Origin of the sequence: Gallibacterium genomosp. 3, assembly GCF_001678475.1 — a bacterium.
Lineage (GTDB): Bacteria > Pseudomonadota > Gammaproteobacteria > Enterobacterales > Pasteurellaceae > Gallibacterium > Gallibacterium faecale.
In genome coordinates this window covers 61,819-76,889 of the sequence record NZ_JTJR01000025.1, presented here as the reverse complement: position 1 = coordinate 76,889, position 15,071 = coordinate 61,819, and the positions used below count along the sequence as shown (strand labels likewise).

General features: G+C 36.3%; 14 protein-coding genes. 8 read left to right on the top strand and 6 right to left on the bottom strand.

Annotated features, from left to right (window positions below; genetic code table 11):
- The first annotated feature begins 79 nt into the window (after positions 1–79).
- The 8 genes from QV06_RS06460 (at position 80) to srlR (ending at position 5,820) form a co-directional block, all read left to right on the top strand.
- A complete protein-coding gene (locus QV06_RS06460) occupies positions 80–880 on the top strand; it encodes a class I SAM-dependent methyltransferase (protein ID WP_065237425.1) in 801 nt (266 codons plus the stop codon).
- A gap of 258 nt (positions 881–1,138) precedes the next feature.
- Positions 1,139–1,684, top strand: a complete 546-nt coding sequence (gene srlA / locus QV06_RS06455) for a PTS glucitol/sorbitol transporter subunit IIC (RefSeq protein ID WP_065237424.1) — start codon at positions 1,139–1,141, stop codon at positions 1,682–1,684.
- Positions 1,685–1,701: 17 nt separating this feature from the next.
- A complete protein-coding gene (gene srlE, locus QV06_RS06450) occupies positions 1,702–2,685 on the top strand; it encodes a PTS glucitol/sorbitol transporter subunit IIB (protein ID WP_065237423.1) in 984 nt (327 codons plus the stop codon).
- Between the two features lie 57 nt (positions 2,686–2,742).
- A complete protein-coding gene (gene srlB / locus QV06_RS06445) occupies positions 2,743–3,108 on the top strand; it encodes a PTS glucitol/sorbitol transporter subunit IIA (RefSeq protein WP_065237422.1) in 366 nt (121 codons plus the stop codon).
- Between the two features lie 13 nt (positions 3,109–3,121).
- Positions 3,122–3,904 (top strand): sorbitol-6-phosphate dehydrogenase, encoded by a 783-nt coding sequence (gene srlD, locus QV06_RS06440; protein WP_065237421.1) that lies wholly within the window; start codon positions 3,122–3,124, stop codon positions 3,902–3,904.
- Positions 3,905–3,952: 48 nt separating this feature from the next.
- The gene (fsa, locus tag QV06_RS06435) at positions 3,953–4,615 is read left to right on the top strand and encodes a fructose-6-phosphate aldolase (RefSeq protein ID WP_065237420.1); all 663 of its coding nucleotides are present in this window, start codon (positions 3,953–3,955) and stop codon (positions 4,613–4,615) included.
- Positions 4,616–4,661: 46 nt separating this feature from the next.
- On the top strand, positions 4,662–5,024 hold the full coding sequence (gene gutM, locus QV06_RS06430) for a transcriptional regulator GutM (protein ID WP_065237419.1): 363 nt from the start codon (positions 4,662–4,664) through the stop codon (positions 5,022–5,024).
- A gap of 22 nt (positions 5,025–5,046) precedes the next feature.
- Positions 5,047–5,820 (top strand): glucitol operon DNA-binding transcriptional repressor SrlR, encoded by a 774-nt coding sequence (gene srlR, locus QV06_RS06425; RefSeq protein ID WP_065237418.1) that lies wholly within the window; start codon positions 5,047–5,049, stop codon positions 5,818–5,820.
- 165 nt (positions 5,821–5,985) lie between these two features.
- On the opposite strand, the gene QV06_RS06420 is transcribed toward srlR, so the two are convergent.
- From QV06_RS06420 to fucI, 6 genes are all read right to left on the bottom strand, one after another.
- Positions 5,986–9,105, bottom strand: a complete 3,120-nt coding sequence (locus QV06_RS06420; RefSeq protein ID WP_065237417.1) for a S8 family serine peptidase — start codon at positions 9,103–9,105, stop codon at positions 5,986–5,988.
- Between the two features lie 217 nt (positions 9,106–9,322).
- Positions 9,323–10,609 carry an L-fucose:H+ symporter permease gene (gene fucP / locus QV06_RS06415; protein WP_065237416.1) on the bottom strand — a complete coding sequence of 429 codons (1,287 nt, stop codon included), beginning with the start codon at positions 10,607–10,609 and terminating at the stop codon, positions 9,323–9,325.
- A gap of 32 nt (positions 10,610–10,641) precedes the next feature.
- Positions 10,642–11,289 carry an L-fuculose-phosphate aldolase gene (gene fucA, locus QV06_RS06410; protein ID WP_065234989.1) on the bottom strand — a complete coding sequence of 216 codons (648 nt, stop codon included), beginning with the start codon at positions 11,287–11,289 and terminating at the stop codon, positions 10,642–10,644.
- A gap of 2 nt (positions 11,290–11,291) precedes the next feature.
- Positions 11,292–11,729 (bottom strand): L-fucose mutarotase, encoded by a 438-nt coding sequence (fucU, locus tag QV06_RS06405; RefSeq protein WP_065237415.1) that lies wholly within the window; start codon positions 11,727–11,729, stop codon positions 11,292–11,294.
- Between the two features lie 10 nt (positions 11,730–11,739).
- Positions 11,740–13,161, bottom strand: a complete 1,422-nt coding sequence (gene fucK, locus QV06_RS06400) for an L-fuculokinase (RefSeq protein ID WP_065237414.1) — start codon at positions 13,159–13,161, stop codon at positions 11,740–11,742.
- Between the two features lie 52 nt (positions 13,162–13,213).
- Entirely contained in the window at positions 13,214–14,971 is a 1,758-nt protein-coding gene (gene fucI / locus QV06_RS06395; RefSeq protein WP_432416509.1) for an L-fucose isomerase, read from the bottom strand.
- Positions 14,972–15,071 lie beyond the last annotated feature (100 nt).

Below are 15,071 nucleotides of genomic sequence, written 5' to 3'. Positions count from 1 at the left end.
GTGGTTTCTTTTTCTTACCATTCTCGTTACACTCTTAACGTTCACTATTTTCTGCTGATTACTGATAAGGAATGTTAGGATGAAAACAATCTTTGATATTAATTTTGCTACCCTTTATCACCAACATCTTGCTTCTTGCCAAAATCATCACATTTCAGCAGAAAAATGGGACGCAAAAGCCGAAAAAATGGCAAAACATCTGGTAGAAAAAACCGACTTTTATACAGAAACCTTATTGCAACTGATCAATGCCCAACCTAATGAAACCGTTTTAGATATAGGATGTGGACCAGGCACATTGTCTTTACCACTCGCCAAACAGTGTCAGCACGTTTATGCGTTAGATTACAGCCAAGGGATGTTATCCGTCTTAGCTAATTATCAGCAACGCTTAAATTTATCCAATATCACACCTATTCATACAGCTTGGGAAGAAAATTGGCAGCACATTCCTACAACAGATATAGTTGTTGCTTCACGTTCCACCCTAGTTAATGATCTTGATGATGCAATTGATAAAATTACCCAAAAAGCACGAAAACGCGTTTATCTGACCGCCATTACTCAACCTAGTTTTTTAGATCCTGATATTTTTACGGTAATAGGTCGCCAACCAAGCGGTTTCCCAACCTATATTTACTGGTTAAACCGCCTTTATCAGCGAGGTATTCAGGCCGAAGTACACTTTATTGATACACAGATTTCCCACTATCAAGGTGAAAGCTATCTGGATCTCTTAAAGTCTGTTGAATTTACTCTTGGACAGCTCACTGAAAATGAAAAAATACGCCTAGAAAACTTTTACAATGAAAGAATAAAATCTCAACAACCAATTAAGCATGGTCAGCAACAATGGGCTTTGATTTCTTGGGAAATTTAATTTTCTCAAAAAACTGCTAAAAATAATAAAAAAATCATTTATTTTTCATATAAATACCCACAAAAGCATTTATATTTTCTCCATTATTTCAAAATATAAATTCAATCAAAATGAAATTTTTATATTTCATTTTGATTATTTTTATCCAAAATGAGATCTAAATCACAGATTAATCTTTCAAAATAAAATATTATCCAACTCAATGATTATAAATTTAATCAGAAACAAAAGAAAAAGCTTTCATTTTAAGAGGTAAGTATGGAATTTATTACTCATGGTGCGGAATGGTTTATTGGTCTATTCCAGAAAGGCGGAGAAACTTTTGTCGGTATGGTGACAGGAATTCTTCCCTTATTAATTTCACTTTTAGTTGTGATGAACGCCTTGATCAAATTTATCGGTCAAGAAAGAATCGAACGTCTAGCTCAACGTAGTGCAGGAAATCCAATTTCTCGTTATCTTATTCTCCCGGTTATCGGAACATTTGTATTTTGTAATCCGATGACACTTAGTTTAGGTAAGTTTTTACCTGAGCGTTATAAACCAAGCTATTACGCAGCAGCATCTTATAGCTGCCATTCTATGAATGGTCTATTCCCACATATTAATCCTGGTGAACTCTTTGTTTATTTAGGTATCGCTAATGGTCTAACTACCTTAGGAATACCCCTTGCTCCACTAGCAGTGAGTTATTTACTTGTTGGTATGGTCACAAACTTTTTCCGTGGCTGGATTACCGACTTTACTACTGCATTTTTTGAAAAACGTATGGGTATCAAACTCGATCGTGAAGTCCACCTATGATCATAAGGAGAAAATATATGGCTAACGTAATTTATATTGAAAAAGGTAATGGCGGTTGGGGTGGACCTCTTACTGTTCCCGTTGTTCCAGGTAAAAAAATCCTCTATATGACAGCAGGAACACGCCCATCAATTGTAGATCACCTGATTAAATTAACTGGCTGGGAAGCAATAGATGGATTTAAAGATGGTGAACCTGCCACAGAAGAAATTGGTATTGCTATTATCGATTGTGGTGGTGTCTTACGTTGTGGGCTTTATCCAAAACGCCGTATCCCAACGATTAATATTCACGCCACTGGAAAATCTGGTCCTTTAGCTGAATTCATTGTTGAAGATATTTATGTTTCAGCGGTAAAAGAGAACAATATCCGTCTTATTGAGGGTGATTATCCCGTTACGGATACCACTCCACAAAATCAGACAACTTCTATTACTAAAGAGTATGATTCTTCAAAGAAAATTACTGAACAAAGCGATGGTTTACTTGCCAAAATTGGAATGGGAATGGGGTCTATTGTTGCCGTATTCTTCCAAGCAGGACGAGATACTATCGATACTGTACTAAAAACCATCTTACCTTTTATGGCTTTTGTTTCTGCCTTAATTGGAATTATCATTGCCTCTGGTTTAGGTGATTGGATTGCTCATGGTCTAACACCTTTAGCAAGCAGTCCCATTGGGCTAGTAATCTTAGCATTGATTTGCTCATTCCCTTTCCTTTCACCATTCCTAGGACCAGGAGCTGTTATTGCACAAGTTATCGGTGTTTTAGTTGGAGTACAAATTGGTTTAGGTAATATTCCGCCACATCTTGCATTACCAGCATTATTTGCAATCAATGCTCAAGCTGCCTGTGACTTTATTCCTGTTGGTCTTTCTCTTGCTGAAGCTAAACAAGATACCGTTCGTGTTGGTGTACCTTCAGTATTAGTAAGTCGCTTTTTAACAGGAGCGCCAACCGTATTAGTTGCTTGGTTTGTTTCTGCCTTTATTTATTAAGTAATAGTTATCCGATACAAGTTCATCTTGTATCGGAGTTAACAATAGGACAAAAACATGACAATAATTTATCAAACCACATTTAAAAAAATCGGCAATTTTGCCCATGATGCCCTACAAGAAAATATGTTAATTACTTTTAAAGAGGGGGCTCCAGCAGATCTTGAAGATTATTGTTTTATTCATTCTCACGGTGAATTACAAGGCAATATTCAAGTCGGCGACATAGTTAAATTCGATCATTATGAATTTAAAGTAACTGCCATTGGTAATGTCGCATCTTTCAATTTAAAAGAATTAGGACACGTAACATTTCGTTTCGATGGTGCTACACAAGCTGAATATCCTGGCACCATACATTTAACAGGAAAAATTCCACAACATATTGATGTAAATAGTATTTTACAAATTATTAGAAATTAAGAGGTATTAAAAAATGACAGAAAAAGTAGCAATTGTCGTTGGTGGTGGTCAAACTTTAGGCGCATTCTTATGTACTGGATTAGCAGAAAATGGCTATCGTGTTGCTGTTGCTGACTTAAGTGGTGATAACGCCATTAAAACTGCAAACCAAATTAACCAAAAGTTAGGCAAAAATGTCGCTCAAGGTTTTCAAGTAGATGCAACTAATGAACAAAGTGTAATTGCATTAGCTCATAATGTCGATCAAGCTTTTGGTCGTTCAGATTTATTAGTTTATAGCGCAGGTATGGCAAAAGCCGCCCCGATTACAGAATTTCAAATCAAAGATTTTAACACTTCATTACAAGTTAATCTGGTAGGTTATTTTTTATGTGCAAGAGAGTTTTCTAAACTTATGATTCGCGATCATATTCCAGGACGTATTATCCAAATTAACTCAAAATCAGGTAAAGTGGGTAGTAAGCATAACTCTGGTTATAGTGCGGCTAAATTTGGTGGTGTAGGTTTAACACAATCCTTAGCTTTAGACCTTGCTGAGCACGGCATTACCGTTCACTCATTAATGTTAGGTAATTTATTAAAATCACCAATGTTCCAATCTCTTATTCCACAATATGCGCAAAAATTAGGTATTCCTGAAGATCAGGTAGAACAAGTCTATATTGATAAAGTTCCGCTAAAACGAGGCTGTGAATACCAAGATGTATTAAATGTTTTGTTATTCTACGCCAGTGAAAAAGCAGAATATTGCACTGGGCAATCAATCAACATTACAGGTGGACAAGTAATGTTTTAATCTTATACGGACGCTATCTGCGTCCGTTTATCTCATCGGAGGTTTAATATGGAATTTTATCTTGATACTGCTAATGTGGATATAGTTAAAAAATTATATCGCTCTTTGCCTCTCGCTGGTGTCACAACAAATCCAAGTATTATCGCGAAAGAAAAGAAGCCAATTTTTGAAGTTCTAAATGAATTACAAGATATTCTCGGCAATCAAGCACAACTATTCGCTCAAATTCTTGCTCGCTCTGCCGAAGAAATGGTAGAACAAGCCATATTGTTACAAGAAAAAATCCCAAATTTGGTAATAAAAATTCCTGTTACTTTAGAAGGAATTAATGCGATTAAACAATTATCCACTCAAAATATTCCTACTTTAGGTACCGCAGTATATGGGGCTGGACAAGGCTTTCTCGCCGCTCTCGCTGGAGCAAAATACATTGCCCCTTATGTTAATCGTATTGATAATCAAGGTGGTAACGGCATTCAAGTCGTACAAGAATTACAGACATTACTTAATTTACATTGCCCACAATCCAAGATTCTTGCAGCAAGTTTTAAAACACCTCGACAAGTTTTAGATGCAATGTTGTCTGGTTGTCAAGCCATCACTATTTCACCAGATATCGCCCAACTTTTTTTAACTGATCCAGCTGTATTTGCAGCGATTGATCAATTTGAACAAGATTGGAAAAACGCTTTTAATCAAACTTTTATTTAATTCTTGTGAATTGTGCAATAAAAATATTTAAAATGTGGGATAATTTATGCAAAATATAACAAATTCTCTAATTATTATTGCGATCATCGCTTGGTTATTACAAATTGTATTAGGTTGGTGGCAAGTATCTAAATTTAATAAAGAATTTGAGAAACTATGTAAGCAAGGGAATGTGGGAATTGGTCGAACTTCTGGCCGATTTAGACCAAAAGTTGTCATTGCCATCGCTTTTGATCAGAATCATCGTGTTGTAAATTCTATCATTTTAAAAGGACTCACCGTTTTCGCTCGTCCAAAAACGATTACGAAACTACAAGGATTATTGCACAGTGAAATTGTACCAGAGGCTATTTTCCCAAGCGACAAACAAAGCCAACAAGCCTTAAAACAAGCAATTCAATGGCAATAAGTCCAATTAGTATGGATTTATTATGAAACCTAAAGAAAGACAATTAGCAATTCTAGATTATTTACAATCTCATGGGAAAACGCCGGTAGATCAATTAGCTGCTTATTTTTCTACAACAGGTACTACTATTCGTAAGGATTTAACTGCATTAGAAGCAGATAAAAAAGTGCTCCGTACTTATGGCAGCGTTGTTTTAGTAGAAAATGAAAAAGAGGCAGATACCGAATTACCTATTACCAATAAAACCCTGATCAACTTATCCCAAAAGAAAAAAATTGCGAAAGCCGCAGTGAAGCTATTAAAAGATGGAGATTCCTTAATTATTGATTCCGGAAGTACTGTATTACAAATGATTCCTTTACTCTCCGAATTAAATAATCTTACCATTATGACGAATAGCTTACACATTATTAATAGCCTAGTTTCATTAGAAAAGGAACATGAATTATTAATGTGTGGCGGTACCTATCGCGCAAGATCCGCCTCTTTTCATGGCATTTTAGCTGAATCTACCTTTGAAAAATTTTCTTTTGATAAACTTTTTATTGGTACTGATGGCTTTGATCTGGAATTAGGTTTAACCACATTTAATGAAGTTCATGGTGTGAGTAAAGCTATGACCAATGCAGCAAGGGAAATTATTGTTCTTGCAGATTCGACAAAGTTTGGCAGAAGAAGCCCAAATATCGTCTGTCCACTGGATAAAATTGATATTGTTATCACTGATAAAGGGCTTGATAAAACAATTTATCAAGCATTATTAGATAAAGGTATTCAAGTTATTATTGCTGATTAATCGCAATAACTTATCACTCACTATATAAAAAATCCTCACATCATATTGATCTGTGAGGATTTTATTTCATCTAGATTAATTTAATAATGAGCTCAATAAATTAGATAACACATAATGATAGCTTCTATCATCATGCGTTTCTTGAGTTTACGGTCACTGATGCAATTAATAATAATAGGATGTTGAAAGGTTTAAATTATGAGAATGCCACTGTTGTGAAGTTGAATATTCATAAGAAGCACCAATTTTCCAACGTTCCGTGATATTCCAATCGGTTCCCAATTTCACTGTAAAATGATTCGTTGGCATTGCGATATTAGATTGATACTCAACCGTAAGATCCCTAACCGTCTGTTTATTTGTTTGTTTGATATCTCGTTCAAACCCTATGTTCAAATAAGCTTTTAAGTTATCTCGCAACATATATTCTGTTGCTAATCCTAAATGTAACGTTAATTGAGAGGCATTTAGCGCTAAAATACGAGCACTAGCACTGCTTCCTGAATGGGTATTGATATACTGCAAGCCAGCAGTAGGCGTAACTTGTAAATCATCCCACCTAAATTGGCGACTCGCTGCAATACCTGCAGTATATTGATGGGCTGTAAAGGTATCTTTTTGATCTGTCTGTACTTTACCTGAGATATAGCCATAACCAACAGAAGTTAGCCAATTTACCCCTAAGCCAGTATAACGATAGCCCATTGAAATAGAAGTCGTTTGATGATGGGTAGTATGTTGAGTGTTATTTAATTTATCTTTCCAACTCAACTGTCCTAAACTCAGTTCTACACCAAAATTTCCCTCTAAAACAGGTACACTTCGTCCTAGTAAAATGCGATTAGTCTGTGATTCACTTGATAAACTCTGTATATTTGTTCTCAACTTTTGCTGTTGATACTCTACCCATAGATTATTTTCAAGATTAAGGTTTCGCCATAAAGTACGTTGAGCCGATAAGAGATTAAGATTATCCATATATAATCCCTTACTATAAATGGCAGTATTTTGAGTATTGAATAAAATCGTATTTAATTCTTCTGATGAAGTAGCTGTCACAATATTTGAATAAAATGCTTCTTGTTCCACAGATAGACCTTCTTCTTGATGAAAATCTTCATTCATTTTAGTTAAGAGGCTTTCTGTTTTTTCTATAACATTTGCTTTTTCAGGATAATCATTACTGTTCGCTAGTGCCTCAATGATAGATTTATTTTCCAATTTAATTGTTACACTATTTGGATTTATCTGTGTCGAAATATTCTGTAACACACTACGACTATCAATATCCCATTGTCCAGATACACCCTTTTTCGCAATCAAAATCGTGATCGTTGCTCCTTCATCAGGAACAAAGCCATCTGCATAACCAGTAACCCATAAATGCCCAGCTAAACTCGCTGCACCATTTACTCTAATCACAGATCCCAGTACTTTCTTTACTAGCCCGCTTTCATTTTGAATATAGTTACCATTTACAAAAAGATCGCTGCTAGAAGTATGATCCAAAACACCTGCTAACATTAAATCACCTACTGAAACGTTAGGAACATCTCCTACAACCAATCTTGCTGATGAAGCAACATTCATATTAGATGTATTAGTACCATTAATGATTACTGTACCTTGTTGTATATCAGATAGTCCTGTAAAAGTATTATTATTATTAAGTACTAATGTTCCCGAGCCTTGTTTAATAAAACCGCCTGTTCCAAAAATAGCGTTATCAAAATATGCAATTTGTTCATCAGGAATAGTAAGCGTGCTTTGTCCCCATGAGAATTGCCCATAACCTCTTAACGCTTTTTCCAGATTAACTAATCCCCAACCATAGCGATTATCAATTCCTGGTTCACCAATATCATCAGCTGTACCAAGTAAGGTTTCTTTAAGATTTGTATTTGTCATCCATGGGTAACGAGTTTTTACCGCAGCTGCTACGCCCGAAACAAACGCAGTAGCAACTGAAGTTCCTGAACTAAAACTAAAAGCACTATCCCCTCTTGGCAGATAAGCTCGCATTGGTGCTGCTAAACACCAATCTTTTGCTCTACCACACGCATTTGCAATTAAATCATTAGGATATTCTCGTTCACGATATCTTGCATCTCCTGTTACAGCAAGAAACCCTGCCAATAACTCTGGACGCAATAATGGCGCTCGAGAAAATAAAAATGAATCATTTAATCCATTATTTCCTGTTGCTTTAACGATGAGAGCCCCTCTTTCTACTGCAATCACCCAATGTTCAAGTGCATTCCATTTATACCAAAGATCATATTGTGGATCCGTTTCTTCTGCGAGCGCCCATGAATTGTTTAAGATCATGGCAGATTGTTCAACAGCTAATAAACGATTCACTGCCGTTGAGCCTAATGCACCAGCCACTTCTAAATGGGCATTAGGAGCCACAAGAAAGATAACATACGCCATCTTTGAACCATGAAGACTTTCCGTATCTTGCGTTGCCGTCCTAATAATCTTGCCATTCTCATCTTTTGCATACATCTCTTGTCCAATAGAACGCCCTGCTAAACTCGCTAATTTAGGATATAACCCACTATCAATTAAACCAACAATAATATTTTTACCTAACTGTTTTTGGGTTTGAATCAAGTTATCCACAGATTGCTGGATATAAATACTTGTTTTCGGGATATTTACTGGATAAGTAGGTTGATTTATATCAATATCATTTGTTGATATAGAAAGATTCTCTATATTCTCTTTGTTATCTTCATTACTAGTATCAATATCTAAAACTGATTTTTCTTCTTGGGGCTTTTCTACAATAACTTCTGATTCTGGTTGTTCCTCAGTTTTCCCTTGCTCCTTTTTATTTATATCCAAAAATGAATTATCTTCTTTAGTCTTTTCAACAAGTACTTCTGGCTCTGGTTGTTCCTCAGTTTTCTCTTGATTATTTTTATCTATATCTAAAAATACATTTTCTTCTTTAGTTTTTTCTATGAGGACTTTCGATTCTGGTTGTTTATCCAATAATGGTTCTGGCTCTACTTTAGCAATAATATCTATTTCTGGAGGAATCGAAATAGATTGTGGCGGAGGATTTTCTGGTAAATTAAGTTCAGGAAACGTTGCTTTGATATTACTATCCGTATTATTTTGATCTGTAAGATGCTTAGTTATCGCTAAGCCACCTCGTTGATCTTCCGGAATAGGGGAAGATAAATTTGATGAACCGCCACCACCGCCAGATGAGCAAGCAACTAAAATTACGGTACTTACGAAAAGACTAATTTTTGTTCTATTAAATAACTGCATTTATCATTAAATCCAAGCAACGAAAGGGAATTTACCCTATTAAAAAATTAGTAACCATTATAAATTAGTTTTATTATCACCTCAAATAAATAACTATAAGAATCATAAAGTAAGATTATCAATATAACGACTAACTTTTAATATAGACATAATAAAAAACCTCTGATAAACAACAATTTATCAGAGGTCAATAAGATAATAAAAGCTAAGAAAAAGATTACTTCAACACTTTCCAACAACGATAGCCATAAATACTAATTACAACAAAACAAATTAGTGGCAATACAAAAGAAGCATTAATCGCTGGTAACCCTGCAACTTCACCCATATCAATGATATACCCTTGTAATGGCGGCATTAATGCACCACCAACAATCGCCATCACTAAGCCCGCAGCGCCTAAAGTAGCTTCTTCTTTTAGTCCATTTAATGCAATTCCGTAAATTGTTGGGAACATAAGAGACATAAAACCTGAAGTTAAAATAAGACAATAGACTCCTAATACACCATCAATAAAAATTACCCCTAAAATTGTCGCAAAACCACCTAATGCAAATAGCATTAACATTAATTCTGCTTTCAAGTATTTCATTAATGCTGTACTGATAAAGCGGCTAACAATGAATAATCCCATTGCCATAATATTGAAGTTTTGTGCCTCTGCTTTAGTAAAACCTAAACGCTCTGCATATTGAATAATAAATGTCCAACACATAATTTGGGTTGCAACATAAAATACCTGAGCAATCACCCCTTCGCGATATTTCATATTTTTAGATAAACGACTTACCGCTTCTCCAAAACGAATTCTAGGCTGTTCTTCAGTACGTGTTTTAGGCATCTTATAAAGTGCAATAATAATGAAAATTGCCAATACAACAAAACCTAAAATCACATAAGGATCTCGAATTACCGCAAGATCGTGGGTTCTAATCACAGTTTTTTCTGCCGCTGATAATGTTGGGAAAATTAAATTTCCTGCCGCATCACGTTTATCAGAATCTAGCTGAGTTAATACAAACTGTGATGCAACAAACATACCTAAAATAGAACCCAGTGGATTAAATGATTGCGCAAAGTTTAATCTTCTGGTTGCCGTTTCTGGATCTCCCATAGATAAAATATAAGGATTCGCAGTCGTTTCTAAGAAAGCAAGCCCAAAAGTGAGGATATATAATGAAAACAGAAAGAATGAAAACATTTCATATTTTGCTGCTGGATAAAATAGCAAAGCACCAACACAATAGAGAGCTAATCCTAGCAACACACCATATTTATAGTTATAACGGCTAACAAATAATGCAGCAGGAATTGCCATTGTGCCGTAACCACCATAAAAAGCAAATTGTACTAAAGCCGCTTGCGATGCTGGAATTTCCATTACTGTTTGAAATGCTGCTACCATTGGATTAGTAATATCATTAGCAAATCCCCATAATGCAAATAAGGATGTCAGCAGCATAAACGGTATTACATATTGTTTTTCTAATACTTTCGCTTTCATAAAGTTGTCTCCTTTTATGGAATAAATAACGATTATTCTTCGATTCTCAGACCATATGACTTAAACTTCTCTAATACAATTTTCATTTCATCTGAAGATAAGGTTGGAATTGGTAAGCCTGTTGCTAATAATTTGATATACCAACTTGCTAAAACCTCTACTTCATGCGCTAACCATAAAGCTTTATCTAAGTTTTTTTCTGCGGCAATTAAGCCGTGATGAGCTAACAGAATCGCTTTAGATTCTTGAATCCCTTGATACACATATTCAGCTAATTGGTGTGTACCAAATGTTGCATAAGGCACACATGGAATATGATCTGTACCGCCAACAGCAATCATATAATGAATCGCTGGAATAGATTTTTCGAGAATTGATACCGCAGCACAATTCACCGCATGGTTATGTACCACTGCATCTACATCATTGCGTGCTTTATATACTGCAAGGTGGAAATGCCATTCACTTGATGGTAGTTTCCCTTGTTCATAATTCCCGTTTCCATCTACATAGACGATACTATCAACATTCATCTTTTCGTATGGCATTCCTGTTGGCGTAATCAACATACCGTCTTGATAACGCACACTCACATTACCCGCAGTACCTTGATTTAAACCTAAACGTGTCATTTCTAGACAAGTATCAATAATTTTTTGTGAAAGTTGTTCTCTATTCATAATTAGTCCTTACTTAGGGTAACCCCTTTTTTAATAATAATATTGCCGTATTTTGCTGTTTCACCCGTGATAACAACAGCAAATGCCTGTATTGCACGATCATAAAAAGCAAAACGATCAATACGTGTTAAATGCGGTGCTACACCCGCACCTTCTTGGATAGCTGATAAATAACGATCTTCTACTTTAGGGTCGAGCTGATCTCCTTCTACTGCATTCATCATTACTAGCGGCGCATCAACATACTGATCAAACTCAATCAGTTGACTAATACCTGTTAATAATGTGGCTACATCTACGCCATCTGCTCTAATAACTCGATGGTGTAATTGATGTCCTGGAAAATGAGCATCTGCTAATACAAGCTCATCACCATGCCCCATTTCAGCTAATACTTTTAATAATGTAGGTGAAATTGCTGGATGAATTCCCTTTAACATACTGTCCTCCTTAAACTGAAATTTGTGGTATCACTCTTTCCCGAGTCGATTTCATCCGTTGTTGTGCAGTCGCTAAATCCGTATATACATTAATGCCTTTGAATACTGTCATTGCAGCACCCAAAGCGGTTGATTCAGCCACTTGTACAACCTCTATTGGTAAGCCAATCGCATTTGCTCGGATTTGATTCCACAATCCATTTTTTGCCCCACCACCAACACAAATTAAACTTTCAGCTTGGAAATGCCCTACTTGTTGTAGTAAGTTCAAATTCACCTTTAATTTGTCTGCGAGATATTTCAAGGTTGCAATATAGATTTCTCCTCGTTTGGTATGCATAGACAATCCTGTGAATTGCCCCAAACCTAGAGATTCATCACTAAACTCAAAATTACCCTGTAAACGTACATGCGTAGAAGCACTCTCTACCGCTTGAGCTTCTGCAATCATCGTGGCGTAATAATTGTCCTTACCATAACAATCACTAAATAGGAGTTTGCCTACCCACTCTAAAATGCCAGAGCCTACCCACTGGATTGCTGGGTTAAAGATGCCAGTTTTTGCATCCCATTCCGTTGTTAATCCTTGATTTAAATATTCAGGTTGTACAATCGCCTGCTCAGTTCTAGCCATTAAAATTTCCCAAGTTCCAGAACTTAAAACAGGTTGATTGAGACCTGCCCCTGATCCCAAAATAGCGAACTGGGTATCATGTCCACAAGAAATTACAGGTATCCCTGCTGAAATTCCTATTTGGTTAGCCATAGCTGGCAAGAGTGTCCCTATCTGTTCTCCTGCACTTACTAAAGGAGGTAATTGTTCACGGCTTAACTGTAAAAAATCTAATACTGCTGAATCCCAATCTGCTGTTTGCAGATTAGTCATCATTGAGGTTCCAGCCATTGTTCTATCTGTGGTCATTACCCCTGTTAAGCGATATGTCAGCATGGAGGAAATAAATAAGAAATGTTCTATTTTTTGATATAGCTCTGCTTCATATTGTTGTAGCCAACGCAATTTATATAAAGTATTAAAACTATATTGACCAATACCATTACGTTGATATAGCGCATTAACGTCAATCTCTTCAGCTAAAGATTTCATTACTGGTAATGTACGAGGACATTTCCATGAAATAATGGGATAACATTGTGTGCCTTGAATAAAAGGTGCGCCATCTACCCCAAACGTAGTCACCCCAATCGCATCTACAGATATATATTGCTCAGATAATCTTTCGCTAACCTCTCTTGCACAACGTAATAATTTTTGTGTAATCTGCTCAAAGTCCCAAATTTTATAATCAGAATGTTGTTTATCTGAATCTGTTTGGTTAGGCTGGTGAGATGAAGCAATGATCTTTCCTTGTTCATTCATTGCAATCGCTCGTACATTGGTTGCGCCACAATCTAAAATAAGTGCAATAGCCATAAAGCTCTCCTTTTAGAAAACTCCCTCCATAGAGGGAGTTTTCCTATCTTTATCACTTATATAAAGGTCCAAAATTTTGGCACGCTCTATAATCTTGACCTTCTTTATCCTGTCCAAAAGCACTCCATGCACTTGGACGGAAAATTGCTTCATCTTCAACATTGTGCATACATACTGGAATACGTAACATTGAAGCTAATGTAATTAAATCAGCACCAATATGACCATAACTTACCACACAGTGATTTGCGCCCCAGTTTGCCATCACTGAATACACATCTTTGAATGCCCCTTTTCCAGTAAGACGAGGTACAAACCATGTACAAGGCCAAGTTTCATTTGTGCGTTTACTCAAGGTATCATGCACATCTGTTGGTAACTCTATTGACCATCCCTCAGCAAGCTGTAATACAGGTCCTAAACCTTTCACTAAATTAATACGACTCATCGTGAACGGAAGTCCTCCTTTTGTGAGGAATTGTGAGGACAAACCACCGCCACGGAAATATTCATGTACCGCAGCACACCAACGCGTATTTTCAACACAACGTTTTCCATCTTCTTCTGTAACTTCCCAGACTGGCTTAATCAGATGTTCACCTTGTTGATTTTGATGTTGCCCTGTACCATCTAATGCTGCTGAACCTGAATTTAATAAATGGAGGAATCCTTGTTCAGGACGGAAGCCTGTAACACGTTCTACGGAGTCTTGGCTCCAATAAGTGCGCACATCCGCAAAGATTTGAGCTTGTCCAGTTAATTGATTTGCTAACAACATAGTAATGCCATTTAAGGAATCATTTTCTGTTGCCATAATGAAAGGAGGACGCACCCCATTCCAATCATAAGTAGAATTGAGGATCGCTTCCATAAAGTCGCCATTAGGTAAGTGATCTGTCCACTGTCTTTGTCCTTGGAAACCTGCTGCAATCGCATTATGCCCTAATGCTTCTTCACCAAAATTTAATTCTGCTAATTTTGGATTTCCAACCATTAAATCACGGGCAATAATGGTCATTTTGACGACATTTTCCCAAAGTTCTTCTTTTTCAGCTGCTGAACGTTGGAATTCAGGTTTATTTGTATCAATACCTTCCTTACAGTATTGTTTTACCCAAGATAATGCCAATTTAACTTCTTCTTCATCATAAATTTTTCTATCTAAACGGCGTTTAATTTCTGTCATATCAACATATTCATTACGCATACCGAGATAGTGTTGGAAGAATGGTTGATCGACAATAGATCCTGCAATTCCCATCGAAACAGAACCGATAGAAAGATAAGATTTACCTCTAATGCTCGCTACCACTAATCCTGCTCGAGCAAAACGTAATAATTTTTCTTTTACATCCTCAGGAATAGTAGTGTCATCTGCTTCTTGGACTTCTGTACCATAGATAGAAAAAGCAGGTAATCCCATTTGAGTATGTCCTGCTAAGGCAGCAGCTAAATAAACAGCACCTGGACGTTCTGTCCCATTAAAGCCCCAAATCGCTTTCGGCATATGAGGATCCATATCAATTGTTTCAGATCCATAGCACCAACAAGGAGTTACAGTAATAACAACACCAACATTACTTAACTTAAATTTTTCTGCACAAGCTGCTGCTTCTGCTACCCCACCAATACATGTATCCGCAATAACACATTCAACAAACTGACCATCTGCATGGCGGACTTGTGTTTGTAATAAATCCGCAACAGATTTCGCCATATTCATTGTTTGTTCTTCTAATGATTCTCTTACTCCCATGCGACGACCATCAATAGTTGGTCTAATACCAATCTTAATTTTTGTTGATTGCATAGATGTCTCCTTCAGTTTGCTTAATTGGAAAATCATATTTGTGTCTGACACAACACAAACGAACTGAAAAAATCATCTAATAACGCACGGGAAGTAAAAA